Origin of the sequence: Klebsiella sp. 141198 (genome assembly GCF_050600785.1) — a bacterium.
Classification (GTDB): Bacteria; Pseudomonadota; Gammaproteobacteria; order Enterobacterales; family Enterobacteriaceae; genus Klebsiella; species Klebsiella aerogenes.
Genome location: NZ_JAQIRM010000002.1, coordinates 143,996 through 169,773 on the forward strand (window position 1 = coordinate 143,996; position 25,778 = coordinate 169,773).

A 25,778-nucleotide genomic window follows, 5' to 3' on the forward strand; every position below is an offset into this window, starting at 1 on the left:
AATCAGCTTGCCTGCGATGAAAAATCCAGACCCGGACTGAGCGTCTCCGGTAGCGTCAGTTCGGCAGATTCCAGGCTGGCCATCGGCCAGGCGCAATAATCGGCGGCGTACCAGGCGCCTGGACGATGATTTCCCGAAGCGCCGGTTCCGCCAAACGGCGCGGTACTGGCGGCGCCGGTGAGCGGCTTGTTCCAGTTGACGATCCCGGCGCGGGCCTCCAGCAACAGGCGCTCAAATTTGTCGCGCTCGGCAGAAATCAATCCGCAGGAGAGACCGAACCGGGTGGCGTTAGCCATCGCGATCGCTTGCGTGAAATCGTCATAGCGCCACACGCACAACAGCGGGCCAAAAACTTCTTCATCCGCCACCTGCTGCACGTTGCTCATGTCGATGATCCCCGGCGTCAGCAGAGAGGTACCGTCGCGCAGTAGACGCGGCTCAAGTAACGTCTGTCCGCCGCTCGCCACATGCCCAAGCCAGGCCTGATGCACCTTTTGCGCGGCCTGCGGCGATACCAGTCCGCCCAGGAACGGCTGCGGCTGCGCATCCCACTCGCCGGGAATAAGACGTTGTGACACCGTCACTAAACGCTGCAAAAACGCATCGCCCGTCGCGCCGCGCTTCACCAACAGGCGGCGCGCGCAGGTACAACGCTGCCCGGCGGTGATAAATGCCGACTGGATGGTCAGGTGGACCGCAGCGTCAATATCCTGCGGTTCGTCAACAATCAGCGGGTTGTTGCCGCCCATTTCGAGAGCGAGGATTTTTTGCGGCTGCCCGGCCAGTTGGCGATGCAGTTGGAAGCCGGTCGCGGAGCTGCCGGTGAACAACAGTCCATCGATATCCGCCTGCCCGCTCAGCGCCTCGCCGGTCTCCCGAGCGCCCTGCAGTAGATTCAAGACCCCAGCGGGTAAGCCCGCCTCCGCCCATAGCTTCACCACCGCTTCGCCGCTTTGCGGCGTAAGCTCGCTGGGCTTAAAGACGACAGTATTACCGGCGAGTAGCGCCGGCACGATATGTCCGTTAGGTAAATGGCCCGGGAAGTTATACGGCCCGAACACCGCCAGTACCCCGTGGGGACGGTGGCGCAGCGTGGCGGCGCCGTCGGCCATCGCCGTCTCGCTCTCGCCGGTGCGGCTATGATAGGCGCGCACTGAGATTGCCACCTTATTTATCATGGCGGTAATTTCCGTGGCCGCCTCCCAGCGCGGTTTACCGGTCTCGGCGGCAATAATCGCCGTCAGCTGGCTTTTGTTCTCTTCAAGCAGCGCCGCAAACTTCTCGACGATCGCCTGACGCGCGCTAAATGGCAGGCAGGCCCAGGCGGGGAAAGCCTGACGCGCGGCGCTAACCGCCTGCGCGACCTGCCCGGCGTCGGCGTCATTTCCCTGCCACAGCAGCGCCTGGTTGACTGGATTATATTTACTGCGCTGCAGGCCGCGCCCGCTTTGCCATTCGCCGTTAATCCATAAACTCATGATGTTTTCTCCTCCGGGATCAGGCGGACCATCCGTACGCGGTCGCCTGGATGGCATTTCAGCGTATCCAGCTCGCGCGCGCTCAGCTGCAACGTTTCGCTATCCGGATCGGCATGGACCAAAATGGCGCGGAACTGATGATACTGCTCGTTGGTGACCAGACACTGCGGCCACTCTCCCGGCGCAGGCTGCCCTTCTTCCACCGTCAGCAGGCGGCTTTTGCGTATCGCCCGCACCCGGTCGATTTCGCACTCCAGCGTCGGGCCGCCGTCAAAAATGTCGATGTAGTTGTTAAAACGGAAACCTTCTTTTTCCAGTACTGCACGCGCAGGCGCCGTTTGCAGATGAACCTGGCCGATGACCGCCCGCGCTTCATCGGAAAGAAAGTCGATATATAACGGATGTTTTGGCATTAGTGCGGCGATAAACGCTTTTTTACCGGTGCCGGAGAGATAATCGGCGCGGGAAAATTCAATCGCGAAGAAGCGCTTGCCGAGGCTTTCCCAGAACGGAGAATAGCCATGCTCATCAATCACGCCGCGCATCTCGGCGACCACTTTGTCATTAAAGTGGTCGCGGAAACCGGCCATAAACAGCAGTCGTGATTTCGACAACAGGTAGCCATTGCCCTCTTTACGCCATGCCGGATCGAGGAACAGCGTGCAGAGTTCGCTACAGCCGGTGTGATCGTTGCTAAGAAACAGCGTTGGCAGCGCGTGATAAACGTTGAGCTCTTTTGATGCATGTACCTGCGTGCCGACCCGATAGTTGTACCAGGGATCGTTGAGGCCAACGGCGACTTCAATCGCGCAGATCCCAACGACCGCGCCGCTGACGCTATCTTCCAGCACAAAGACATAGCCCTGCTCGCTTTTCGGCAGTTCGCCGCGCCAGGTGCGCTGGGAGCGTTCAATGCGGGCAGCCAGCGTGGGTTCGTCCGCCGGCAGCGACGTCAGGCCGCCGCCGGTTTCCCCCGCCAGGGCCATCAGCCCCGGCAAATCGGCTTTTTCAACCGGTCGGATCACCATCATGATGAAACTCCCGCAAGGAAGTGACGGCAGGCCAGCTCAAAGCGATCGAGACCGGTGTTCACCTCTTCCTCGCTCACGTTAAGGGCCGGAGCGAAGCGAACGACGTTTGCCCCGGCAATCAGTACCATCAGTCCATCTTCCGCCGCCTGGGTACTAATGGCTTTAGCTTTCCCGGCATATTCGTCGTTCAGTACACAACCAATCAGCAGCCCCAATCCGCGAATTTCCTTGAACAGGCCGTATTTGGCGTTAATCGCGCTCAGGCGTTCGCTAAACCACTGGTGACGCTGTTTAACGCCGTTCAAAAGCGTCGGGGTATTGACGATAGACAGTAACTCCCCGGCAACAGCGGTGGCGAGTGGGTTACCGCCGTAGGTCGTGCCATGGGTGCCGACGGTCATCACGCTGGCGCATTTTTCCGTCGCCAACAGCGCGCCGATCGGGAAGCCGCCGCCCAGCGCTTTCGCCGTCGACAGGACGTCCGGCGTCACCCCGTAGTGCATATAGGCATACAATTCGCCGGTACGCCCGACGCCGGTTTGTACCTCATCAAAAATCAGTAGCGCGTTGTGCTGGTCGCACAGTTCGCGCAGGCCGCGCAAAAATTCCGCTTTCGCCGGCACCACGCCGCCCTCGCCCTGCATCGGCTCGACGATCACCGCGCAGGTGTCGTCATTAATCATCGCGCGCGCCGAGTCGAGGTCGTTATAGGTAGCATGTTGGATCTGCGGCGGCAGCGGCGCAAAATCCTGCGAATAGGAAGGCTGGCCGCCAGCGGACACGGTGAACAATGTGCGCCCGTGGAAGGCGTTTTTGAACGCGACAATGCCGCTTTTGTGGCTGCCGTAATGATCGTGGGCGTATTTACGCGCCAGTTTCAGCGCCGCTTCGTTGGCTTCGGCGCCGGAGTTACAGAAGAAAACGCGGTCGGCAAAGGTGGCGTCGATAAGCTGTTTGGCAAGGCGTAGCGCCGGTTCGTTGGTGTAGCCGTTACCGGTATGCCAGAATTTTCCCGCCTGCTCGGTCAGCGCTTTTACTAACTGTGGGTTAGCGTGTCCCAGCGCATTCACCGCGATACCGCCGGCAAAATCGATATACTCTTTCCCCTGCTGATCCCACAACCGTGAACCTTCGCCGCGTACCGGAATAAAAGCCGCCGGCGCATATACCGGCATCATCCATTGATCAAAATTGCTACGCGTAATTGACTGAGACATATCGACCTCTTCCGGTAAATTAAAAGTAAGCACAATGTTAAAATTTATGAGCTATTACGCTGTAAATGTAGATTGCACGCATCGTGCCAGCCAGAGGCAAAAATGCATAAATTGAGCTCAATCACGTGATATCAATGAGTTACAGACACTAATTATTCAATAAAAATGCATATTTAGTGAATAATCATCAAATAAACGGCGATGGATAGACGAAAACGACGAGAAGTTATGCAGCGATAAGATATAATTCTGTAATTGTGATCCTCTACGAAATTTATCGTAGATATCTGCGCTTTTTTGGCGCGACATGCGCCAAAGCGGTGCATAATTTGTGCGATTCGCTCGCCAACCGCAGTAATCGGCAGAATTAACCACCTGCCGGCAGCCACCATGATGAAATTCTGCTAACATCCTTGCACTATTCACCTTGCACAGTGGCAGCGACTATGAAATTCATCTCTTTTAATATCAACGGCCTGCGTGCCCGCCCCCATCAACTGGCCGCCATCGTCGATAAACATCAGCCCGATGTTATCGGCCTCCAGGAAACCAAAGTACACGACGATATGTTTCCTCTCGAAGAGGTGGCGAAGCTGGGCTACAACGTCTTTTACCATGGGCAAAAAGGCCATTACGGCGTCGCGCTGCTGACCAAAGAGACTCCGATAGCCGTGCGTCGCGGCTTCCCGGGCGACGGCGAAGATGCGCAACGCCGCATCATCATGGCGGAAATCCCCTCACCGTTTGGCAATGTCACGGTAATTAACGGCTATTTCCCGCAAGGAGAGAGCCGTGACCACGAGACCAAGTTCCCGGCGAAAGCGGCGTTTTATCAGAATCTGCAGAACTACCTCGATACCGAGCTGAACAAAGAAAATCCGGTGCTTATCATGGGCGATATGAATATTAGCCCTACCGACCTTGATATCGGCATTGGTGAAGAGAACCGCAAACGCTGGCTGCGCACCGGTAAGTGTTCCTTCCTGCCGGAAGAGCGTGAATGGATGGATCGTCTGCTGGGCTGGGGCCTGGTGGATACCTGGCGTCACGCCAACCCGGATAATAATGAGCGCTTCTCATGGTTCGATTACCGCTCTAAAGGTTTTGATGACAACCGCGGTCTGCGTATCGACCTGCTGCTGGCAAGCTCGCCGCTGGCTCAGCGCTGCGTCGAAACCGGCATCGATTACGACATCCGCGGAATGGAAAAGCCTTCCGATCATGCGCCGGTATGGGCAACCTTTAAGCCGTAATGCTTCTTGGGGCTCCGGCGCGGAGCCCCGCTATCCTGAGCAAAATCAATAAAGTGAACGGTATACATTGTCGCTCACGGCAATTTACTATACTGTCGCGCGCACCCGGCGTTTCCTGCCGGGCAAAACGAAGACAGGAGACCCCTATGCAAAAGAAGCCGTTATCCAACACGCTATAAACTGCTGTTTGCCGTACTCCTGTTTGCCCTGCTGGCATGGCTTGTTCATCACGCCGGGCTGACGCGACTGCTCAGCCACCTTCACGATCTTCAATTACTTATTCTGCACAGCGGTAGCGCAGGCTATGCGCTTTATATCCTGCTGTTTATCATCGCCGCCTTGTGCCTGATGCCCGGCAGCGCGTTGGTCATCGTCGGCGGTATGATATTCGGCCCCTGGTTGGGCACGCTTCTCTCGCTTATCGCCGCGACTATCGCCTCATCGCTGTCGTTCCTGCTGGCCCGCTGGCTGGGGCGCGAAGCGCTGCAGCGCTATTGCGGTCACCATGCCGTTTTTCAGGCGTTCGAGCGCGGCATTGCCCGCAGCGGCTGCGATTTTCTGATTTTCACCAGGCTGGTGCCGCTGTTTCCTTATAATCTGCAGAACTATGCCTATGGGCTGACGGCGATCCCCTTCTGGTCCTTTACGTTTATCTCCACCATCGCCACCCTACCGGGATTGTTTATTTATACTTTTATGGCCAGCGAACTGGCCCGCGATGGCATCACCCTGGCCTTTATTGGCAAACTCAGCATCGCCGGCCTGGCGCTTTTTGTATTAACCCAGGCCGCCAGGCGGTATGGCCGCTATAAACGCATTAGTGTCGCAACATCCGCGGTAAGCGATGAAAATGGATAACAGAAAACGGCTGTGGCTCTCACGCGGCGCTATCGTCCTGCTGGCGCTGGCGGCGTTCATCGGCTGGTGGTTAATACCGGGCGTACGCTCCTTTGTGCAACATAGCCTTAGCGCGTTTGCCACCCTCGATCAGCAGGCGCTGGAGCGTTTTATTCACGCTTATGGCCCGCTGGCGGCGCTGGTCTCTTTCGGGCTGATGATCCTGCAGGCGATTGTCGCGCCGCTGCCGGCATTTTTAATTACCTTCGCCAATGCTTCGCTGTTCGGCGCACTGTGGGGCGGCGTGTTGTCATGGGTCAGCGCGATGGCTGGCGCGGCGCTGTGTTTTTTTATTGCCCGCGTACTGGGCCGTGAAGTGGTAGAAAAACTGACCGGCAAGACGGTATTACAGAGCGTAGATGGCTTTTTTAGGCGCTACGGCAAGCACACCATCCTGGTTTGCCGCCTGCTGCCCTTCGTCCCTTTCGATCCGGTGAGCTATGCCGCTGGCCTAACCTCAATCCGCTTTCGCCATTTTATGGTTGCCACCGGCGTCGGCCAATTACCGGCGACTATCGTCTACTCGTGGGCCGGAAGCCTGCTGACGGGGGGGCGGTTCTGGCTGCTCAGCGGTTTATCTATTTTGTTCGCTTTAGCTATCGTAGTCGCGATAGTCAAAGCGCAATACGTTGCGCATCACAACAGGAAATCGCCATGAATCTACCGCCGTTAACGTCGATTCCATTGATCCTGCGCCCGCAGGCGTGGCTACACCGTCGCCATTATGGCGCGGTACTCAGCCCTATCCGCTGGTGGGGGCGCATCCCGCTGGCGTTTTATCTGGTCTCAATGTTTGTCGGATATCTGGAACGCCGGCGCTCGCCGCTCGATCCGCTGCTACGCTCGTTGGTGAGCGCCCGTATCGCCCAGTTGTGTCACTGTGAATTTTGCATTGATATCACCAGTATGAAACTGGCGCAGCGCGCCGGCGGCAGCGAAAAGCTATTGGCGGTTAACGACTGGCGCAACAGCGGATTATTCAGCGATAGCGAACGGTTGGCGCTGGAATATGCCGAAGCGGCGAGCATGACGCCGCCCACCGTCGATGATGCGTTGCGCGCCCGGCTGGCGCAGCAGTTCGATGCCCAGGCGTTAACCGAGCTAACCGCGCTGATCGGCTTGCAAAATTTATCCGCACGCTTTAATTCCGCGCTGGCGATCCCGGCGCAAGGCCTGTGCCAAATCCCGAAGCCCGATGTTTCCGACACTCATCCCTAAGGAGTCAATATGCGCAGTCTGCGTTATTGTTTAATTTGGCTTGCCGCACTGCTGCTGGCCCCGACTCTCGCCAACGCCGACGAGAACTGGCAGAGCATCAGCCAGCAGGCGCGCGGCCAGACGGTGTGGTTCAACGCCTGGGGCGGCGACCCGGCGGTTAACCGCTACCTCGACTGGGTCAGCGCCGAGGTGAAACGGGATTACGCCGTCGATCTGCGTATTGTACATATCGCCGATGCCGCCGATGCGGTTAAGCGTATTCAGACCGAGGCGCGTGCCGGGCGTTCCCGCGGCGGTTCAATCGATTTATTGTGGGTTAATGGCGAGAATTTCCGCACGTTGAAGCAGGCGAATTTACTGCGCAGCGGCTGGGCTGAAAAACTGCCTAACTGGCGCTACGTCGATACGCGAAAACCGGTTCGGGAAGATTTCTCCCTCGCCACCGACGGCGCGGAATCCCCGTGGGGCGGCGCGCAGCTGACTTTTATCGCCCGCCGATCGCAGCTGGCTGAACCACCGAACAGCGCACAGGCGCTACTGGCTTTCGCCACAGCGCATCCAGGCAGTGTCACCTATCCGCGGCCGCCGGATTTTACCGGCACCGCTTTCCTTGAGCAGTTGCTGGTTGCGTTGACCGATCGGCCGGAGGCCCTGCGCCAGCCGCCGCAGGAGACAAGTTTCGCCGCGGTGACCGCGCCGCTTTGGGCCTATCTCGACAGGCTACACCCGCTGCTCTGGCGCCAGGGCCGCGATTTTCCGCTGTCGCCGGCGCGGATGGACGCGATGCTGGCGCAAGGCACGCTACAACTATCGCTGACCTTCAATCCGCTGCATGCGCAGCAAAAAGCCGTCAGCGGCGAACTTCCACAAGACAGTTATAGCTTTGGTTTTAAACAAGGAATGCTCGGCAACGTGCATTTTGTCGCTATCCCCGCCAACGCCCGCGCGACGGCAGGCGCACAGGTGGTTGCCAACTTCCTGCTGTCGCCACAGGCTCAGTTACGCAAAGCCGATCCGCAAATCTGGGGCGATCCCAGCGTACTCGATCCCGAAAAACTCAACGACGCCCAGCGCGCCGCATTGTACGCCGTACAACCGAAAGCGACGCCGCCGATGCTGGCAGAACCGCACGCCGCCTGGGTTGACGCGCTGGAGCAGGAATGGTTGCGCCGCTACGGTACCCACTAATTGCGCTGACGTGGGGAGCGATAGCGCTTATCTACCTCCCCCTGCTTCCCGCCGCCGCTTTGATGGCGATACCCGCCGTCGACGCCGCGGCCTGGCGGGGGCTATTTAGCGATCCGCAGTTGCCGCAGGCGCTGGCGGCGACGCTAGTCTCTACGCTGCTGGCGGTGGGCGGCGCGCTGTTCATCACCCTGACGGTGATTGGCGCATTATGGCCAGCTACTGGCTGGCAGCGCCTGGCGAGAAGATTACCGCTGCTGCTGGCGGTACCCCATGTCGCCTTCGCCACCGCCGCCTTGCTGCTATTTGCCGAAGGCGGCTGGCTGTATCGTCTGTTTCCCGCATTGAGCCCACCGGTCGATCGCTACGGTATCGGGCTGGGCCTGACAATGGCGGTTAAAGAGAGCGCTTTTTTACTGTGGGTGGCGTATGGCGTACTGGGTGAAAAACAGCTGGCGGCCCAAAGCGTAGTGATGAAAACCCTCGGCTACAACCGCTGGCAATGTTTGCAGTGGATTATTGTGCCGGCACTGCTGCCATCGATGAGCCTTGTTCTGCTGGCCACCGTCGCCTGGAGTTTGTCGGCGGTGGATGTCGCTTTGGTGATCGGTCCGGGAAATCCGCCAACGCTGGCGGTACTGGCGTGGCAGTGGCTTAATCAGGGCGATCCGCTGCAACAGGCGAAAGGCGCGCTGGCCAGCCTGCTGCTGCTTGCCTTCACGTTAATCTTCGCGGCCATCGCATCGGTAGGCTGGCGCCGCTGGCGGCAAAGCATTCCCGCACTACGCGGCAAGCGTGCCGCCCCTGCCAATGCAGCGACGGGACATATTCTGGCGCAGGCGGTACCCGCCTGCGGTCTGGTTTGCGCGTTGCTGTTGGCTGGCATTTCACAATGGACGCTGCCAACGGCTGAGGCGATCGGCAACAGCTTCTGGCTGGCGTTAGGCGCGGCGATACTGGGGGCCGCGCTGTGTCTGCTGTGGCTGGAGTTCGGTCCCGCCAGATATAACGGACTCTGGCTGCCATTAATCATCCCGACGCTGCCGCTTGCCGATGGTCAATATCAATTAGCGCTCGCGGGCTGGCTCGACGGTCAATTGATGACGGTATTATGGGGGCATCTGTTATGGGTCGTGCCATGGATGCTGTTTATCCTCTCCCCGGCGTGGCGCAATCTTGATCCACGGCTGTTATTGATTGCCCGTACGCTTGGCTGGCGGTGCGGCCGCCTGTTTTGGTGGGTCAAATTGCCGTCAATGGCGCGCCCGCTGCTCACCGCGCTGGCGGTCGGATTTTCGGTGAGTATCGCGCAATATCTGCCGACCGTGTGGCTCGGTGGCGGACGGACGCCAACATTGACCAGCGAAGCGGTAGCGTTGAGCAGCGGCGGCGACAGCACGCGGCTTGCCGCGCAAGCGTTATGGCAATTGCTGCTACCGGCGATCTGCTTTATGGTTACTGCGCTGATGGCCTGGTTTATAGGCCGTCGCCGCCGGGGATTACGCTAATGCTAACCGTTCACAACCTGACATTAACCCTCCACCGCCAACCGCTGTTATGTGGAGTAAATTTTTCTGTCGCCCCTGGCGAAGTGTTGACCCTGATGGGCCCTTCCGGCAGCGGTAAATCAACCCTTTTTGCCTGGATGATCGGCGCGCTTGCCGACACTTTTCGCGCCGAAGGTGAATTATGGCTCAACGAACGCCGCTGCGACAGGCTCGCCACCGAAGCGCGGCGCATTGGCATCCTGTTTCAGGATGCGCTACTGTTTGACCACTTCAGCGTGGGCAACAATTTACAGCTCGCCCTGCCTGCGGAGTTCCGCGGCGCGGCGCGCCAGGTTGAAGTTGAACAGGCGCTGGCGCGCGCCGGCATGCCGGGGTTCGCCTCGCGCGATCCGGCCACGCTCTCCGGCGGACAGCGCGCGCGCGTCAGCCTGCTGCGCGCCCTGCTGGCAAGGCCGCAAGCGCTGCTGCTGGATGAGCCTTTTAATCGCCTGGATGCAGAACTTCGCGCCGATTTTCGCCAGTGGGTGTTTGCGGAAATTGACCGGCTGGCAATCCCGGCGCTCCTGGTAACTCACGACAGCCAGGATCTCCCACCGGGCGGACGCTGTATTAATATTGCCGCCTGGCAGGCAAATTCCGCCTAACCTGCGTTATCGCAAAGAAATTCCCTTATCAGGAGCAGAGAATGAGCCCTCCTCTTTCTACCGTCGGGCATTTCGATGAAACGTGTTTCTCAATTGACCGCACTCGCCCTGCTCATGGGGCTTGCTGCTTCCTCTTCTTTCGCCGCTGATACCATGCCAACGCTGGACTTTTCAACGCTGCAACAGCGGCACGGCGTGGCGATAGACACCCGCCTCAGCGCTTTCTATAACGGTTGGCCGCAAAGTGCCAACGGCCCGCAGGGCCATGAACCGCAGGCGCTAAACCTCTCTGCTAGCTGGCTTGGCGCAATGAGCGACGAACAACTGCGTGCCTGGGCTACTCAGCACCAGTTGCAGGCCGATACGCCAATCGCGTTATATGGCGGCGCTGACGATAACGCCAGGGTTGCGGCACGCCTGAAAGAAGCCGGATTCACGAAGCTCAGCACGCTTAGCGACGCCTTCAGTCAGAGCGAGCGCCTGCAGAAGCTGCCGCACTTTGAGCAGCTGGTGTATCCGCAGTGGATCCACGATTTACAGCAAGGTAAAACCGTTACCGCCGCCCCGCAGGGCGACTGGAAACTGTTTGAAGTGGCCTGGGGCGCGCCGAAGTTTTATCTGCTGAATCATATTCCCGGCGCCGGTTATATTGATACCAATGAAGTGGAAAGCGAGCCGCTGTGGAACAAAGTGTCCGATGAACAGCTAAAAGCGATGCTGGCTAAACACGGTATTCGCCATGACACCACGGTGATTCTGTACGGCCGCGACGTCTACGCCGCCGCGCGCGTCGCGCAGATCATGCTGTATGCCGGGGTGAAAGATGTACGCCTGCTCGACGGCGGTTGGAAAAGCTGGTCCGACGCGAATCTGCCGGTCGAGCGCGGCATGCCAGCCAAAGAAAAAGCGGTGCCGGATTTCGGCGCGCCGATCCCCGGTCAGCCACAGTTAATGCTCGATACCGAACAGGCGCGCGGGTTACTACACCGCCAGGATGCTTCGCTGGTCAGCGTCCGCTCGTGGCCGGAATTTATCGGCACCACCAGCGGCTACAGCTACATCAAGCCGAAGGGCGATATTGCCGGCGCCCGCTGGGGTCATGCCGGCAGCGATTCCACGCATATGGAAGACTTCCATAATCCGGACGGCACGATGCGCAGCGCCGATGATATCGCGGCGATGTGGAAACAGTGGAACATTCTGCCCAACCAGCAGGTCTCATTTTACTGCGGCACAGGCTGGCGCGCCTCAGAGACCTTTATGTACGCCCGTGCGATGGGTTGGAAAAACGTCTCCGTTTACGACGGCGGCTGGTACGAATGGAGCGGTAATCCGCAAAACCCGGTAGCCACCGGCGAACGTGGCCCGGACAGCAGCAAATAATCCGACTACTGAGGGAGGTTCTGGCTTTGCGCCTCCCTCAGCGTCAGGTAGCCGCTCCAGATACGGGTGAAGGTTGTCAGCCAACATAGCGCGCCAAAACACCACGCCAGCCAGGGGAAGTGCACCGGAAACAGACAACACAGCACAAATAGCAGGATTGTCTCCGTTCCTTCAGTCAACCCGCCTAGATAATAAAATGATTTATGCGCATAGCCCGGATTGGCAATCTGATGCTTTGCCGCAAGGGTCGCAAATGCCAGGAAGCTGCTGCCGGTGCCGATAAATGCAAATAGCAGCCAGCCGCCCGCCAGCGCATTTTGCGCCGGGTCGGCAACAATAAAACCGAACGGCACCAGCGCGTAAAACAAAAAATCGAGCGAAATATCCAAAAACCCGCCGGCGTCGCTGAGACCACGCCGCCGCGCCAGCGCGCCATCCAGGCCATCCAGCAACCGGTTCAGCACAATGGCCGCCAGCGCAGCACCGTACCAGCCGAGCGCCAGAAACGGCAGCGCCAGCACGCCGATAGCAAAACCGAAAAGCGTCAGGCCGTCAGGGGAGATCCCCGGACGGTCGAGCACGCGGGCGATAGCATTCAGTACGGGCTTCAATCGGGGATGCAGGCGGCTATCAAGCACGGTGACGCTCCATCAGGCTAAAAGGTTGTCGGTACAGGGGAAAGACGGAGATAATACGCCATTATGCGCAAGCCCGGTATTTGAATGATTCAGGATAACTATGCAAAAAACGATTGATGTCGTCGCCGCCATTATTGAACGTGACGGCAAAATTCTCCTGGCGCAGCGCCCGCCGCACGCCGACCAACCGGGGCTGTGGGAGTTCGCCGGCGGCAAAGTCGAACATGGCGAAAGCCAGCCGCAGGCGTTAGCCCGCGAACTGGAAGAGGAACTGGCAATTGTTGCGAGGCCAACCCGCTATATCGCCAGCCATCAGCGGGAAGTCTCCGGGCGTTTGATCCACCTGCATGCCTGGTGGGTCGCCGAATTTCGCGGTGAACCCGTCGCCCGTTACCATAGCGAACTGCGTTGGTGTACCCCGGCGCAAGCATTAGCATTTGATCTGGCGCCAGCGGATATTCCTCTGCTGAATGCCTTTATCGCTCAACAGGCAGGTTAGTTTCTCTTCCCCCTATCCGACCTGGGTCATCGTTTTTAGTTATGACCCAGGTCGAATTATAAATTTTTCTCCGCGCTCAATTTTTCCTTGTCAGCCTAACGATTTCCGGTGTTATAGTCGGAAAAACGGCATTTTCAAGGCCGGGTATAAAAAATAACAAGCAACCACAACCGTAAGGGGAAATTACATCTATGGATCAGGCGTGTACTCTGGAAAGTTTTCTCGCCCGCGTTCAACAGCGCGACCCGCATCAAACTGAATTCGCTCAAGCCGTCCGCGAAGTGATGACCACTCTGTGGCCGTTCCTTGAACAGAATCCGCGCTATCGTCAGCTCAATTTGCTGGAACGCCTGGTCGAACCGGAGCGCGTCATCCAGTTCCGCGTCGTCTGGGTTGACGATCGCAATCAGGTTCAGGTTAACCGCGCCTGGCGCGTGCAGTTCAACTCCGCGATTGGCCCGTACAAAGGCGGCATGCGCTTCCACCCGTCGGTCAACCTGTCGATCCTTAAGTTCCTGGGCTTCGAACAGACCTTCAAAAACGCCCTCACCACGCTGCCGATGGGCGGCGGTAAAGGCGGCAGCGATTTCGACCCGAAAGGTAAAAGCGACGGCGAAGTGATGCGCTTCTGCCAGGCTTTGATGACCGAACTATATCGTCATCTCGGCCCGGACACCGACGTGCCGGCGGGCGATATCGGCGTTGGCGGCCGCGAAGTCGGTTTTATGGCCGGCATGATGCGCAAGCTTTCCAACAATAGCGCCTGCGTCTTCACCGGCAAAGGTCTCTCCTTCGGCGGCAGTCTCATCCGCCCCGAGGCCACCGGTTACGGTCTGGTTTACTTTACAGAAGCGATGCTCAAGCGCCACGGTCTTGGCTTCGAAGGGATGCGCGTCGCGGTCTCCGGCTCCGGCAACGTGGCGCAGTTCGCCATTGAGAAAGCCATGGAATTCGGCGCGCGCGTCATTACCGCCTCCGATTCAAACGGTACGGTGGTAGATGAAGCCGGCTTCACCAAAGAGAAACTGGCCCGCCTGATCGATATTAAAGAGCGTAGCCACGGCCGCGTCGCCGACTACGCGCGCGAATTCGGTCTGACCTACCTCGAAGGCCAGCAGCCGTGGTCAGTGCCGGTAGATATCGCGCTGCCGTGCGCGACCCAGAACGAACTGGACGTCGATGCCGCGCAAATGCTGATCGCCAATGGCGTTAAAGCGGTTGCCGAAGGCGCCAACATGCCCACCACCATTGCCGCCACCGATCTGTTCCTCGACGCTGGCGTGCTGTTCGCGCCGGGCAAAGCAGCCAACGCTGGCGGCGTCGCCACATCCGGCCTTGAAATGGCGCAAAACGCCGCGCGTATGGGCTGGAAAGCGGAGAAAGTGGATGCGCGTCTGCACCACATTATGTTGGATATTCACCACGCCTGCGTCGAATACGGCGGTGAAGAGAAACAGACCAACTACGTTCGCGGCGCCAATATCGCCGGCTTCGTCAAGGTCGCTGACGCCATGCTGGCGCAGGGTGTGATTTAATCTGTGCCTTTATCCCCGACGCCCGGCGTCGGGGATATCAACGCTACTCCATGGTAATCACCACTTTCCCCAGATGATTACCGCTATCGAGGCAGGCATGCGCCTGCGCGATTTCAGCCATCGGATAGCTGGCGTAAATCAGCGGCTTACATTTACCCTGCGACAGCAGCGGCCAGACGTGGTCCTTCAGCGCCTGAGCGATCTGCCTTTTTTCTTCCGCACTTCTGCCGCGCATCGTTGAACCGGTCACGGTCGCGCGCTTGAGCATCAAGATTTGAATATCAACATCATGGGCGATTCGCCCGCCCATAAAGCCGATAATAACCAACCGCCCGTCTCGCTTCAGCAGTTCCAGGTTACGATTAAAATAGGGTCCACCCACGATATCGAGAATAACGTCGACGCCTTTACCATCGGTCAGCTGAGTGATTTTCTCTGCGAAATCATCGGTTTTATAATTGATGGCCGTGGCATAAGGACGCAGCGCCGCCACTTTTTCTTCCTGCCCGACGGTGGTATAGACTTTCATACCTAACTCATGACACAACAGGATCGCCGTCGTCCCGATGCCGCTGGCCCCGCCGTGAATCAGGACGCTTTCATGAGGTTGCGCCCGGCCCATCTGAAACAGGTTCGCCCACACGGTGAAGAAAGTTTCAGGTATCGCCGCCGCTTCGCTAAAACTCAGCCCAGGCGGTATTGGCAACGTTTGCCCCGCCGGTACCGCACAATACTCCGCATAGCCGCCGCCGTTGGTCAGGGCGCAAACCTTATCGCCGGGATGAAAATCCGTCACCTGCGATCCTACCGCCGCGACCACCCCAGCGACTTCCAGTCCGGGTATCGGCGTTACCCCTTCCGGCATCGGATAAACGCCCTGTCGCTGTAAGATATCCGGCCGATTGACGCCAGCGGCTTTAACCTGGATCAGGACGTCGTTATCACCGACCGAGGGGATGTCGCCTTCACCAATCTGAAGAACCTCCGGGCCGCCCGGTTGACTAATTGAGATATACTTCACTGCTCCCCCTCATCATCAGATTGCTGTTACTTTGCATATTCGTCGAGCAACGCTTTTGCCGCCAGTTGACCGAGCGCATTAGCCGCAAATGGACTGTCCCCGGTTAGCACTTTACGGTCCTGATGCACACGACCTTTGATATCGCTATTTGCGATCTCAAGCCCCATTGCTTTTAACGCTTCGCCAAAATACCAGGTCAGGTGACCGGGCATATAGCCGATATCAGGCGTTTGTTTATCGGCGGCATCCGGAAACGCGCAAATAGCATAACCGTTTAACGGATTCTCCCCCTGTCGTAACGCGAGGAACGCCGCCGGGCCGTGACAGAGCGAAATCACAAACCGATCGTGTCGTAGCGCCCAGCGCAGCGTTTCGGCGACGGCTTCGCTCTCCGGCAGGCCGATAAGCGCACCGTGGCCGCCGGGAATAAATACCGCCGCATAATCGCTATCAGCATCCAGCTGCGCTACGACGTCAGAAAGGGCCAGAGGCTGGCGGAACTGCGGAAGATAACGCTCGAAGAACGGCATAATCTTTTGGTCTTCGCGCGGCATCGCCCAGTATTCAAACTTGACCATTTGCCCGGAGAGCGTCGCAATATCAAAATCGAAACCTGCGGCGTGCAGATGGTACATCGGCAGCAGCGTCTCTACCGGATGATTACCGGTCGAAAAGAGCGTGCCGTTATCGGTGGGCAGATAACGTTCATCGGCGGCGATAACCAGCACTTTCCGCCGTCCATTATAGCGCCGCGTGTAATCAGCGCCGCTAAGGTCAGACACCGGACTGGTAAACTGGCTGAGGGAATAGGCCGAAGGAAAAAAAGCATTCTCTTCAGCATGGTCCACTTGCGGTTGTTTACTGATTTGTTCGCTCATCATCTTTTCCTTTTCATCTGCGGATATAGCGATTATTCACTGTGTGGCGGCGATATTTCACCGTTCAGCATCGCCACCTGGACGGCCTGCGCCGTGGTCACCACTCTCAGGCGACCGCGCGCATGGCGCAAATGATTCTCCACCGTACGTTCAGAGATCCCCAGCACGGCGGCAATGTCTCCCTGCCTAAGCCCTTTGGCTACCAGAGTGAGTACTTCGATTTCTCTGCGGGTCAGTACGGTTGCGTTACCTTCCTCGACAGAGCTCAACAATCTCCGCGCGCAATGAAATGCCTCTATGCCCAGTAACATCAGCAGCATTTCGGCTCGTGGAGAAGCGTCGATGGCCATGCCGCCAAGGCTCAGCGCCCCTTCAATCCCCGTGCGGCCGAAAATAGGGATCTGCATGCCATGAAGCGCGCCTTTCAGGGGAACGTCGACAATTTGATACTCACCGCTGGCCGTGTCACTACCGGTTTTTCGCCACAAAAATGGCCGGGAGGTATGGATGAAATGCTGGTTGACCGGACAGCGCTGCAGGTAGGTTTGTTCATCTACCTCATCGTCAAACCAGTGCCCTTCAATCCAGTAAATGCGTTCAATATAGGGAGTACGTAGTGGGGAAATAGAAAATAGTACGATCCGGTCATAGCCAAAAGCGGACATCACGTTTCTGACGTGTCGTTGCAGTTCAGCCATGGTGCTGACCAATCTGATTTTGAGGATACTGTCCATTGGATCGTTTGCCATCATCATCCCTTCTTTAACATCAATGACCCTATTTTAGAGCAGGGAGGCGGAAATGATATGCGGGAAAACCCTCAACCGGGTTAAGCGCCCTCAGACGGAAGGGCGTTTTAGCTAAGCCCCTCCGTGGCGAGGGGCGGAGACATTATTGCGGACTTTCCGGCGCGATATCCGCCGCCGGCTTTTTCCCTTTCGGCTTGCCCTTCCCTTTACTAAACGACTTTTTCGCTCCGCCTGGCGCGGCCAGCCCGCGGAACTGGCGCACCGGCGTGCTCCGCGCCTGATCGATAAGCTGGAACAGCGTCCCCACCAGCGGCTGCATAAAGTCCTGATAGCGGCACTGTTTTTCGCTGATTTGCGTCAATACCGATTCCCAGTGGGCGGTCATATCCGGGCGCGCGGCCATTTCCGGCAGAGAATGGATTAGCGCCCGACCGGCGTCCGATGAGTGGATATAGCGCCCCTTTTTATTCAGGAAACCGCGCTTAAACAGCAGCTCTATAATCCCGGCGCGGGTCGCTTCCGTCCCCAGACCGTCGGTCGCGCGGAGGATCTTTTTCAGTTCTTTATCCTGCACAAAGCGGGCAATACCGGTCATCGCCGACAGTAGCGTGGCGTCGGTAAAGTGGCGCGGCGGCTGGGTCTGTCGCTCCACCACTTCACCTTTTTCGCACAATAGCTCATCGCCTTTGGCGACCACCGGCAGCGGCGTACCATCGTTCTCTTCGTCACGCTCTTTATTACCAAGCAGCGCGCGCCAGCCCGCTTCGGCGAGGAAGCGCGCCTTGGCGACAAATTTGCCGTTAGCAATATCAAGGTCAATCTGGCACTTGCGGAATACCGCATCCGGGCAGAACTGCATCAGATATTGCCGGGCAATCAGGTTATAGACTTTCTCTTCGTTATCGTTGAGTTTGACCTGACTGCTGCGCGCGGTTGGGATAATCGCGTGGTGCGCATCGACCTTTTTATCATCCCAACAGCGGTTGCGGATCTCCGGATCCATCACCGGCTGCGGTAGCAGATCCGGCGCATGGACGCTAATCGCATTCAGTACTGCATGGCGGCCGGCAAAATGTTCTTCCGGCAGGTAGCGGCTATCCGAACGCGGATAGGTAATCAGTTTGTGGGTCTCATACAGCTTCTGGCAGATATCCAGCACGTTCTGCGCGCTGAAGCCGAAGCGTTTGGCCGCTTCGATCTGTAATGCTGACAGCGAAAACGGTAGCGGCGCCGGTTCGGAATCGCGCTTATCGTTATAGCCGGTCACGATTGCCGGCTGGCCTTCGATACGTTTAACCACATGCTCGGCCAGCGGACGATGCAGTAAACGCCCCTCTTCATCCTGATAGGGTTCGCAGGCTTCGCTTGGCACCCAGGTGGCGATAAACCGCTCGTCTTTTGGCGTGACAATATGCGCTTTGACGTCAAAGAAATCTTTGGCGACGAAGTTCTCTATCTCTTCATCACGACGTACCACCAACCCCAATACCGGCGTCTGTACGCGGCCAACCGACAACACCCCCTGATAGCCGGCATTACGCCCGAGAATGGTGTAGGCGCGGGTCATGTTGATGCCGTATAGCCAGTCGGCGCGAGCGCGGGCCAGCGCCGATACGCACAGCGGGACAAATTCGCTGTTCGCGCGCAGGCGGTTAATTGCCCGTTCAACCGCCTGTGGGTTCAGGTCGTTAATCAGGCAACGCTGCACCTGCTGGCGCTTTTCCGGCGCCAGCTGCAGGTAGTCCAACACTTCATCGACCAGCAGTTGCCCTTCTCTATCCGGGTCTCCCGCGTGAACCACTTCCTGCGCCTCGCCAAGCAGGCGCTTGATGACGTTCAGCTGTTTCGTGACCGACGGTTTTGGTTGCAGTTGCCACTTTTCCGGTACGATAGGAAGGTCGAGCAGGTTCCAGCGCGCATAGCGGCCGTCGTAAACATCCGGCTGCGCCTGCTCCAGCAGGTGGCCGATACACCAGGTGACCACCTGCCCGTTGCCGCACTCAATAAAGCCATCGCCTTTACGATGCGGTTTAGGCAACACATCGGCGATAGCGCGACCGAGACTCGGTTTTTCTGCAATAAACAACCGCATCTAATCAACGGATCTCGATCATTGGACGCCCGCCGCGGGCGGTTACCAGCTCGCCAATGGCGGCAAGCTTGATGCCAAATTCCGCGGCAGCGGCCTGGACTTCGGCTTCAGCTTCCGGCGTTACCGCCAGCAGCAGGCCGCCGGAAGTTTGCGGATCGCACAGCAGATCGCGCCATGCCGCCGGCATCTCGCCCATCAAGTGGCCGTAGCTGGCAAAGTTGCGTCCGGTGCCGCCCGGCACCGCTCCGGCGGCGATATAGGCTTCAACGCCCGGGAGTTTAGGAATATCGGCGTAGTTTAGCTGCGCCTGAACGCCCGCGCCGCGGCAGACTTCGCTGAGATGCCCCAGCAGGCCGAAACCGGTGACGTCCGTCATCGCTTTTACCCCTTCGATATTGGCAAATGCGGCGCCGGCAAGGTTCATCTGACACATGGTCTCCGTCGCCAGCCCCTGATGTTCCGGCTTCAGCAGCGATTTCTTCTCGGCGGTAGTCAGCACGCCAATACCCAGAGGTTTGGTCAGATACAGCTTGCAGCCCGCCTGCGCGGTGCTGTTTTTCTTGATACGTTCGGTTGGTACCACGCCGGTCACCGCGAGCCCGAAAATCGGTTCCGGCGCATCGATAGAGTGACCGCCCGCCAGCGCAATCCCGGCCTGCTGGCAGGCAAAACGCCCGCCTTCAACCACTTCGCGAGCAATCTCCGGCGCCAGCGTGTTGATTGGCCAGCCAAGTATCGCAATCGCCATAATCGGTTTGCCGCCCATGGCGAAAATGTCGCTGATGGCGTTAGTCGCCGCGATACGGCCAAAATCAAAAGGATTATCGACGATCGGCATGAAAAAATCGGTGGTGCTGATGATCGACGTCCCGTTACCCAAATCGTAGACCGCCGCATCGTCGCTGGTTTCGTTGCCGACAAGCAGGTTCGGGTCGACAAACTTCGCCTGCTCGCTATGCAGAATGGTTTCCAGCACTTTAGGGGAAATTTTACAACCGCAACCGGCTCCGTGGCTGTATTGCGTTAAACGAATAGCTTGCTCGCTCATGGACATCTCCTGTCATTGCAATCCCGCTATGGTAGCGCCCAAACGGCAAGGTGATAAGTGCGACAGTCCGAAATCGCGAGTGGTTGCTCATTAAGCAGACAAATATGCGTTTTTGCGATACCGAACAATTTTTTCAATGTGATTTTAACTTTTACTTACAGATGACAAAAATGTGACTAAAAACAAAACCATTGTTCTGGACATATAACACCGTAAGGAAATGTAGATGAAAAAGCGCGTTCTCGCCCTCTGCCTCGCCAGCCTGTTTTCCGTTAACGCTTTCGCACTGGTCCCTGCCGGCAACGATGCAACCACTAAACCCGATCTCTATTATCTGAAAAATGCCCAGGCCATCGATAGTCTGGCGCTGTTGCCGCCGCCGCCGGAAGTCGGCAGCATTGCATTTTTGAACGATCAGGCGATGTATGAGAAGGGACGGCTGCTGCGTAATACTGAACGCGGTAAACTGGCGGCTGAAGATGCCAACCTGAGCGCCGGCGGCGTGGCGAATGCCTTCTCCAGCGCCTTTGGTTCGCCCATCACCGAAAAAGACGCGCCGCAGTTACATAAGCTGCTGACAAATATGATTGAGGATGCCGGCGATTTGGCCACCCGCAGCGCGAAAGAGAAATATATGCGCATTCGCCCGTTTGCGTTCTACGGCGTTTCAACCTGTAACACCACCGAGCAGGACAAGCTGTCGAAAAATGGCTCTTACCCTTCCGGCCACACCTCTATCGGTTGGGCAACCGCGCTGGTACTGGCAGAGATCAATCCGCAGCGGCAAAACGAAATTCTTAAGCGCGGCTATGAGCTGGGCGAAAGCCGGGTTATCTGCGGCTATCATTGGCAGAGCGACGTCGATGCGGCGCGTATTGTCGGCTCGGCGGTAGTGGCGACCCTGCACACCAACCCGGCCTTCCAGCAGCAGTTGCAGAAAGCCAAAGATGAATTCGCCAAAACGCAGAAGTAACGTCATCGCCGTTGAACTCCCGGAGGCGGCGCTTGACGCGCCTTCTCCGGGCTACCAAATCGCACAGCGCTGTAGCCGGTAAGCAAGAGCCGCCCGGCGGAACAAGCGCTGACTCAGAAGCGCGTGACGAACGGCGCGGTATCCGGACGCGCAAACGTGGTCGATGCTTTTAACTGCGGCGTGCCGAGGTAGAGAAAACCGACAATTTTGTCCTGCTCGCGGCAGCCAAAGCCTTCGCGGACAACCGGACTCTCGGTTAACGCGCCGCTACGCCAGATACCGTTATAGCCCTGCGCCACTGCGGCCATTTGCATCGCCATCACCGCACATCCTGCGGACATTTCCTGTTCCCACAGCGGTACCTTCGGATGTTCTTCGCAGCGTGCGACTACCGCGATAATCAACGGCGCACGGAACGGCGCATTACGTGCTTTTTCAATGGCTTTTTCATCCTGCCCGGCGGCCATCGCCCCTTTTTCCAGCAGTTGGCTAAAGCGTTCGCGGCCATCATCGGCAATAATAAAGAACCGCCACGGCTGTAACGTACCGTGATCCGGCGCGCGCATCCCCGCATGAAGGATATTTTCCAGCTGTTCGCCAGCCGGAGCCGGGTCGGTCAGGCGCGACGCGCTGCGGCGATTTACCAGTAGTTCGAGAGCATCCATCTGTGTAACTCCTGTGATGTCATTTTGCATAAAATTAACATGCGCATGGATTTTGTTACAGCCCGATGGGTGATTCCTGCTGACAAGCGTCGGCACTCTCTTTAGGATAGCCTGACGCGGCAGCCCCTGCGGCTGACCCATCATCAAAATATTAGGGAGAATACATGCGAACCCTTTGGCGATTTCTTGCCGGATTTTTTAAATGGACATGGCGAATACTCAATTTCATTCGCCAATTCGCGCTGAACCTGGTGTTCCTGGCACTGGTGCTGATTTGCGTCGGCATCTGGGCGCAGTTTAGCAGCAGTACCGCGGAACATACCGCGCGCGGCGCGCTGCTGATGAACATCACCGGCGTGGTCGTTGATAAACCTTCCGCCAGCAGCAAACTGGGAGTCATCGGCCGCCAGCTGTTCGGCGCCAGTTCCGATCGTCTGCAGGAGAACTCGCTGTTCGATATCGTACAGACGATTCGCCAGGCGAAAGACGACCGTAATATCACCGGTATCGTACTGGATCTGAAAAACTTCGTCGGCGGCGATCAGCCCTCAATGCAGTACATCGGTAAAGCGCTACGCGAGTTCCGCGACAGCGGTAAACCGGTATATGCCGTCGGCAGCAGCTACACCCAGGGGCAATACTACCTGGCGAGCTTCGCCAATAAAATTTGGCTCTCGCCGCAGGGTGAAGTCGACCTGCACGGTTTTGCCACCAACGGCCTGTACTACAAGTCGCTGCTGGATAAATTGAAAGTCTCGACCCATGTTTTCCGCGTCGGTACCTACAAATCCGCCGTCGAGCCGTTCATTCGCGACGACATGTCCCCGGCGGCGCGTGAAGCGGACAGCCGTTGGATTGGCGAACTGTGGCAGAACTATCTCAACACCATTGCCGCTAACCGCCAGATCACTGCGCAGCAGCTGTTCCCCGGCGCGCAGGGCGTGATCGACGGTCTGCGTAAAGTCGATGGCGATACCGCGAAATACGCGCTGGATAACAAGCTGGTCGACGAGCTGGCCACTTCGACGGAAGTGGAAAAAGCGCTGACTAAGCAATTTGGCTGGAGCAAAGCGGATAACAACTATCGCGCCATTAGCTACTACGATTACAACGTCAAAGCGCCTGCTGAACAGGGTTCAGCGGTAGCGGTTATCTTTGCGAACGGCGCCATCATGGATGGTGAAGAAACGCCGGGTAACGTCGGCGGCGACACCACCGCGGCGCAAATCCGCGACGCGCGCCTGGATCCGAAAGTGAAAGCGATCGTTCTGCGCGTCAACAGCCCTGGCGGCAGCGTCAGCGCCTCGGAAGTGATTCGCGAAGAACTGGCGGCGGCGAAAGCGGCGGGTAAACCGGTGGTCGTCTCAATGGGCGGCATGGCGGCATCCGGCGGTTACTGGATCTCCACCCCGGCGGATTACATCGTGGCGAACCCGAGCACCCTCACCGGCTCCATCGGTATCTTCGGCGTGATTAACACGGTGGAAAATACGCTCGGTTCAATTGGCGTCCATACCGATGGCGTCGCCACCTCGCCGCTGGCCGATGTCTCGACCACCAAATCGTTGCCGCCGGAAGTTCAGCAGCTGATCCAGATGAGCATCGAGAACGGCTATAAGCGCTTTATCACTCTGGTCGCCAACGCGCGTAAGAGCACGCCGGAGAAGATTGACCAAATCGCACAAGGCCACGTCTGGACCGGTGAAGACGCCAAAGCCAACGGCCTGGTAGATAGCCTTGGCGATTTCGACGACGCGGTGGCGAAAGCCGCGGAGCTGGCGAAACTGAAACAATGGCATATCACCTGGTATCAGGAAGAACCAACGTTCTTCGCGATGGTGATGGATAGTCTGACCGGTTCGGTGCGCGCTGCTCTGCCGGCCGCGATTCAGGCATATCTGCCTGCGCCGGTTGCGGCTGCAGCGGACGTTGTGAAAACGGAAAGCGATAAACTGGCGGCATTTAACGATCCGCAGAACCGCTATGCCTTCTGTCTGACCTGCGCCAATATTCGTTAATCCCCCGTCTGCCCCCACCGTGGGGCAGCGTTTCAACGACATTAAATTCAAGCGCTTCTCTGCAACTCCCAGGGTTAGCGCTTTATTTTTTTGCCTGCCACTTTATACTGCGCCTGTTCACGTCCAACCTAAGCGATGCTATGCAAAAGAAATCGATTTACGTTGCCTACACCGGTGGGACCATCGGTATGCAGCGCTCCGATCACGGTTATATCCCCGTTTCCGGCCACCTGCAGCGCCAGCTGGCGCTAATGCCCGAGTTCCACCGCCCGGAGATGCCGGACTTCACTATTCATGAATATGCGCCGTTAATGGACTCGTCTGATATGACGCCGGAAGACTGGCAGCATATCGCTGACGACATTCGCGACCACTACGACCAGTACGATGGTTTTGTTATCCTGCACGGCACCGATACCATGGCCTTCACCGCTTCGGCGCTGTCGTTCATGCTGGAGAACTTAGGTAAGCCGGTCATTGTGACAGGGTCACAAATCCCGCTAGCCGAGCTGCGTTCCGATGGGCAAATCAACTTGCTCAATGCGCTGTACGTCGCCGCCAACTATCCCATCAACGAAGTTTCGCTGTTCTTCAATAATCGTCTGTATCGCGGTAACCGCACGACCAAGGCCCACGCAGACGGTTTTGATGCCTTTGCTTCGCCAAACCTGGCGCCGCTGCTGGAAGCCGGCATCCATATCCGCCGTCTCGGTACCCCGCCGGCGCCGCACGGAAATGGCGAGCTGATCGTCCACCCGATTACGCCGCAGCCTATCGGCGTGGTTACTATCTATCCTGGGATTTCTGCCGATGTGGTGCGTAATTTCCTGCGTCAGCCGGTGAAAGCGCTGATCCTGCGCTCCTATGGCGTAGGCAATGCGCCGCAGAACGGCGAGTTTATTCAGGTCCTGGCGGAAGCCAGCCAGCGCGGCATTGTGGTGGTGAACCTGACGCAATGCATGTCGGGTAAGGTGAATATGGGTGGCTATGCCACGGGCAACGCGCTGGCGCAGGCCGGAGTCATTAGCGGTTTTGATATGACCGTGGAAGCGACGCTGACCAAGCTACACTATCTGCTCAGTCAGAACCTTGATGGTGCGGCCATTCGAAACGCCATGCAGCAAAACCTGCGCGGCGAATTGACCCCCGATGAGTAAGGAGCAAGCCATGAGCCACCGCGCACTGCTATTGGTCGACCTGCAAAATGATTTCTGCGCCGGCGGCGCACTCGCCGTCCCCGAAGGCGACAGCACCATTGATATCGCAAATCAGCTGATCGACTGGAGTCTGGCGCGCGGCGACGCCATCATCGCAAGCCAGGACTGGCATCCGGCCAACCATGGTAGCTTTGCCAGTCAGCATCAGGCCGAGCCCTATGCCCAGGGAGAGCTCGATGGCCTACCGCAGACTTTCTGGCCCGATCACTGCGTGCAGCATAGCGATGGCGCCGCGCTGCACCCGTTACTGAAACAGCAGGCCATCAACGCCGTGTTTCATAAAGGGCAAAACCCGGCAATCGACAGCTACAGCGCGTTTTTCGACAACGGTCACCGGCAGAAAACCGAACTGGATGGCTGGCTGCGCGCGCACGGCGTGACGGAGCTGAACATTCTCGGCCTCGCGACGGATTACTGCGTTAAATTTACCGTGCTCGATGCGCTGGATTTAGGCTACACCGTTAACGTTATCACCGACGGCTGTCGCGGCGTCAACCTGCAACCGCAGGACAGCGCCGTTGCCTTTATGGAAATGGCCGCCGCCGGAGCCACGCTCTACACCCTCGATGACTGGCTGGAAACTCAGCCCTGACCTCACGCCCGGCGTACCTTACGCCGGGCGGTATTTACC

Annotated in this window: 24 protein-coding genes; 14 read left to right on the top strand and 10 right to left on the bottom strand. The window is 57.9% G+C overall.

What is annotated here, in order from left to right:
* Window positions 1-2 precede the first annotated feature (2 nt).
* The 3 genes from astD to astC are packed head-to-tail and all read right to left on the bottom strand — an operon-like array spanning window position 3 to window position 3,726.
* Complete coding sequence (gene astD / locus PGR10_RS06010) at window positions 3-1,478, bottom strand: succinylglutamate-semialdehyde dehydrogenase (protein WP_113373640.1); 1,476 nt, start codon at window positions 1,476-1,478, stop codon at window positions 3-5.
* Window positions 1,475-2,509: an arginine N-succinyltransferase gene (astA, locus tag PGR10_RS06015; RefSeq protein WP_430923164.1), complete on the bottom strand. Its 1,035-nt coding sequence runs from the start codon at window positions 2,507-2,509 to the stop codon at window positions 1,475-1,477. Before astA ends, astD begins: the two co-directional genes overlap by 4 nt.
* Complete coding sequence (astC, locus tag PGR10_RS06020) at window positions 2,506-3,726, bottom strand: succinylornithine/acetylornithine transaminase (RefSeq protein WP_430923165.1); 1,221 nt, start codon at window positions 3,724-3,726, stop codon at window positions 2,506-2,508. Before astC ends, astA begins: the two co-directional genes overlap by 4 nt.
* A gap of 446 nt (window positions 3,727-4,172) precedes the next feature.
* Between astC and xthA the strand changes: the two genes are divergently transcribed.
* The 8 genes from xthA (at window position 4,173) to PGR10_RS06060 (ending at window position 11,814) form a co-directional block, all read left to right on the top strand.
* Window positions 4,173-4,979 carry an exodeoxyribonuclease III gene (gene xthA, locus PGR10_RS06025; protein WP_045393250.1) on the top strand — a complete coding sequence of 269 codons (807 nt, stop codon included), beginning with the start codon at window positions 4,173-4,175 and terminating at the stop codon, window positions 4,977-4,979.
* Window positions 4,980-5,216: 237 nt separating this feature from the next.
* Window positions 5,217-5,837 carry a TVP38/TMEM64 family protein gene (locus tag PGR10_RS06030; protein WP_260841583.1) on the top strand — a complete coding sequence of 207 codons (621 nt, stop codon included), beginning with the start codon at window positions 5,217-5,219 and terminating at the stop codon, window positions 5,835-5,837.
* Window positions 5,824-6,534 carry a TVP38/TMEM64 family protein gene (locus PGR10_RS06035; protein ID WP_183269065.1) on the top strand — a complete coding sequence of 237 codons (711 nt, stop codon included), beginning with the start codon at window positions 5,824-5,826 and terminating at the stop codon, window positions 6,532-6,534. The genes PGR10_RS06030 and PGR10_RS06035 overlap by 14 nt, the downstream gene beginning before the upstream one ends.
* Window positions 6,531-7,094, top strand: coding sequence for a carboxymuconolactone decarboxylase family protein (locus tag PGR10_RS06040; protein ID WP_087859338.1), 564 nt, complete (start codon window positions 6,531-6,533; stop codon window positions 7,092-7,094). Before PGR10_RS06035 ends, PGR10_RS06040 begins: the two co-directional genes overlap by 4 nt.
* 9 nt (window positions 7,095-7,103) lie before the next feature.
* Window positions 7,104-8,282 (top strand): ABC transporter substrate-binding protein, encoded by a 1,179-nt coding sequence (locus tag PGR10_RS06045; RefSeq protein ID WP_430923166.1) that lies wholly within the window; start codon window positions 7,104-7,106, stop codon window positions 8,280-8,282.
* Entirely contained in the window at window positions 8,255-9,787 is a 1,533-nt protein-coding gene (locus PGR10_RS06050) for a thiamine ABC transporter permease (RefSeq protein ID WP_430923167.1), read from the top strand. The genes PGR10_RS06045 and PGR10_RS06050 overlap by 28 nt, the downstream gene beginning before the upstream one ends.
* Window positions 9,787-10,431, top strand: coding sequence for an ATP-binding cassette domain-containing protein (locus PGR10_RS06055; protein ID WP_430923168.1), 645 nt, complete (start codon window positions 9,787-9,789; stop codon window positions 10,429-10,431). Before PGR10_RS06050 ends, PGR10_RS06055 begins: the two co-directional genes overlap by 1 nt.
* Before the next feature lie 75 nt (window positions 10,432-10,506).
* Window positions 10,507-11,814: a rhodanese-like domain-containing protein gene (locus tag PGR10_RS06060; protein ID WP_430923170.1), complete on the top strand. Its 1,308-nt coding sequence runs from the start codon at window positions 10,507-10,509 to the stop codon at window positions 11,812-11,814.
* Window positions 11,815-11,819: 5 nt separating this feature from the next.
* On the opposite strand, the gene PGR10_RS06065 is transcribed toward PGR10_RS06060, so the two are convergent.
* The gene (locus tag PGR10_RS06065) at window positions 11,820-12,452 is read right to left on the bottom strand and encodes a CDP-alcohol phosphatidyltransferase family protein (protein WP_213316355.1); all 633 of its coding nucleotides are present in this window, start codon (window positions 12,450-12,452) and stop codon (window positions 11,820-11,822) included.
* 100 nt (window positions 12,453-12,552) lie between these two features.
* Between PGR10_RS06065 and PGR10_RS06070 the strand changes: the two genes are divergently transcribed.
* Window positions 12,553-12,951 (top strand): pyrimidine (deoxy)nucleoside triphosphate diphosphatase, encoded by a 399-nt coding sequence (locus tag PGR10_RS06070; RefSeq protein ID WP_087859332.1) that lies wholly within the window; start codon window positions 12,553-12,555, stop codon window positions 12,949-12,951.
* 191 nt (window positions 12,952-13,142) lie between these two features.
* The gene (gene gdhA / locus PGR10_RS06075) at window positions 13,143-14,486 is read left to right on the top strand and encodes an NADP-specific glutamate dehydrogenase (protein WP_015705776.1); all 1,344 of its coding nucleotides are present in this window, start codon (window positions 13,143-13,145) and stop codon (window positions 14,484-14,486) included.
* Window positions 14,487-14,529: 43 nt separating this feature from the next.
* Here the strand turns inward: gdhA and PGR10_RS06080 are convergent, their stop codons facing one another.
* The 5 genes from PGR10_RS06080 to selD form a co-directional block, all read right to left on the bottom strand.
* Window positions 14,530-15,507 carry an NAD(P)H-quinone oxidoreductase gene (locus tag PGR10_RS06080; protein WP_430923171.1) on the bottom strand — a complete coding sequence of 326 codons (978 nt, stop codon included), beginning with the start codon at window positions 15,505-15,507 and terminating at the stop codon, window positions 14,530-14,532.
* Window positions 15,508-15,533: 26 nt separating this feature from the next.
* Entirely contained in the window at window positions 15,534-16,385 is an 852-nt protein-coding gene (gene hchA, locus PGR10_RS06085; protein ID WP_430923173.1) for a glyoxalase III HchA, read from the bottom strand.
* 32 nt (window positions 16,386-16,417) lie between these two features.
* Window positions 16,418-17,137, bottom strand: coding sequence for a PA1136 family autoinducer-binding transcriptional regulator (locus PGR10_RS06090; RefSeq protein ID WP_430923174.1), 720 nt, complete (start codon window positions 17,135-17,137; stop codon window positions 16,418-16,420).
* 139 nt (window positions 17,138-17,276) lie between these two features.
* The gene (locus PGR10_RS06095; protein ID WP_430923175.1) at window positions 17,277-19,226 is read right to left on the bottom strand and encodes a DNA topoisomerase III; all 1,950 of its coding nucleotides are present in this window, start codon (window positions 19,224-19,226) and stop codon (window positions 17,277-17,279) included.
* A gap of 4 nt (window positions 19,227-19,230) precedes the next feature.
* Window positions 19,231-20,274, bottom strand: coding sequence for a selenide, water dikinase SelD (gene selD / locus PGR10_RS06100; RefSeq protein ID WP_032708315.1), 1,044 nt, complete (start codon window positions 20,272-20,274; stop codon window positions 19,231-19,233).
* A gap of 226 nt (window positions 20,275-20,500) precedes the next feature.
* On the opposite strand from selD, the gene phoC reads away from it, so the two are divergent.
* Window positions 20,501-21,247 carry an acid phosphatase PhoC gene (gene phoC, locus PGR10_RS06105; RefSeq protein WP_015705781.1) on the top strand — a complete coding sequence of 249 codons (747 nt, stop codon included), beginning with the start codon at window positions 20,501-20,503 and terminating at the stop codon, window positions 21,245-21,247.
* Window positions 21,248-21,360: 113 nt separating this feature from the next.
* Here phoC and PGR10_RS06110 read toward each other — a convergent pair whose 3' ends face one another.
* Window positions 21,361-21,912: an NAD(P)H nitroreductase gene (locus tag PGR10_RS06110; RefSeq protein WP_072383763.1), complete on the bottom strand. Its 552-nt coding sequence runs from the start codon at window positions 21,910-21,912 to the stop codon at window positions 21,361-21,363.
* A gap of 164 nt (window positions 21,913-22,076) precedes the next feature.
* Between PGR10_RS06110 and sppA the strand changes: the two genes are divergently transcribed.
* The 3 genes from sppA to pncA all read left to right on the top strand — a co-directional run bounded on the left by sppA (window position 22,077) and on the right by pncA (window position 25,739).
* On the top strand, window positions 22,077-23,930 hold the full coding sequence (sppA, locus tag PGR10_RS06115; protein WP_087859327.1) for a signal peptide peptidase SppA: 1,854 nt from the start codon (window positions 22,077-22,079) through the stop codon (window positions 23,928-23,930).
* Window positions 23,931-24,070: 140 nt separating this feature from the next.
* Window positions 24,071-25,087: an asparaginase gene (ansA, locus tag PGR10_RS06120; RefSeq protein WP_045393280.1), complete on the top strand. Its 1,017-nt coding sequence runs from the start codon at window positions 24,071-24,073 to the stop codon at window positions 25,085-25,087.
* 10 nt (window positions 25,088-25,097) lie between these two features.
* Window positions 25,098-25,739 carry a bifunctional nicotinamidase/pyrazinamidase gene (pncA, locus tag PGR10_RS06125; RefSeq protein WP_047036894.1) on the top strand — a complete coding sequence of 214 codons (642 nt, stop codon included), beginning with the start codon at window positions 25,098-25,100 and terminating at the stop codon, window positions 25,737-25,739.
* Window positions 25,740-25,778: the final 39 nt, after the last annotated feature.